Below are 1064 nucleotides of genomic sequence, written 5' to 3'. Positions count from 1 at the left end.
AGACCCCGGCCGAGGACCGCGCCGCCCGGCTGGCCCTGTCCGCCCCGGGCAGCCTGGGCCGTATCGGCTGGGTCGCGGCCGAGCGCCGGCCCCCCGGCCCCGATGAGGTCGAGATCGAGGTCGCGGCCAGCGGGCTGAACTTTCGCGACGTCATGTTCTCGCTCGGCCTGCTGCCGGACGACTATCTGGAGGACGGCTTCGCCGGCCCGACGCTGGGCTTCGAATGCGCCGGCACGATCCGCCGCGTCGGCGAAAGCGTGACCGGGCTGAAGGAGGGCGATCGGGTGATGGGCTTCGCCCCGGCCGCCTTCGCCACCCATGTCACGGTTCCGGCCCAGGTGGCGATGCCGGTGCCCGACGGCATCGACCTGGCCGCCGCGGCGACCATGCCGGTCGCCTTCATCACCGCCTGGTACGCGCTGGTGCACCAGGCCCGGCTGGGCCGCGGCGAGACCGTGCTGATCCACGGCGCCGCCGGCGGCGTCGGCCTGGCGGCGCTGCAGATCGCCAAGCTGCGCGGCGCCACGGTGGTGGCCACCGCCGGCAACGACGACAAGCGCGCTTTGGCCCAGCTGCTGGGCGCCGATCTGGTGCTGGATTCCCGGTCGCTGGCCTTCGCCGACGAGATCCGCTGGAAGCTGGGCGGCGTCGACGTGGTGCTGAACTCGCTGTCCGGCGACGCCATGCGCCGCAGCCTGCGGGCGCTGAAGCCCTTCGGCCGCTTCGTCGAGCTGGGCAAGCGCGACTTCGTCGCCGATACCGCGGTGGGGCTGCGCGCCTTCGCCCGCAACGTCTCCTATTTCGGGGTCGACGCCGACCAGCTTCTCAATGCCCAGCCGGGCCTGACCAAAAGGCTGCTGCGCGAACTGGACCGGCTGTTCGCCCAGCGCCGCCTGACCCCGCTGCCGCACCGGGTGTTCCCGGCCGACCAGGCGGAGGATGCGTTCCGGCTGATGCAGGGCGCCGGCCATATCGGCAAGATCGTGATGACGCCGCCGCGCGAGATCCCGGCCGCGCCGACGGCCGAGGCGCGGTTCGAGGCGCAGGGCACCGGCTTCCACCTT

At 73.2% G+C, this 1064-nt stretch carries 1 protein-coding gene; it reads left to right on the top strand.

What is annotated here, in order from left to right:
* The coding region (locus P409_RS35005) for a zinc-binding dehydrogenase (RefSeq protein WP_034849619.1) at window positions 1-1064 on the top strand (1064 nt) is incomplete at both ends.

It is taken from the genome of Inquilinus limosus MP06 (assembly GCF_000767795.1).
GTDB lineage: Bacteria > Pseudomonadota > Alphaproteobacteria > DSM-16000 > Inquilinaceae > Inquilinus > Inquilinus limosus_E.
This window is presented reverse-complemented; position numbering and strand designations above follow the sequence as displayed.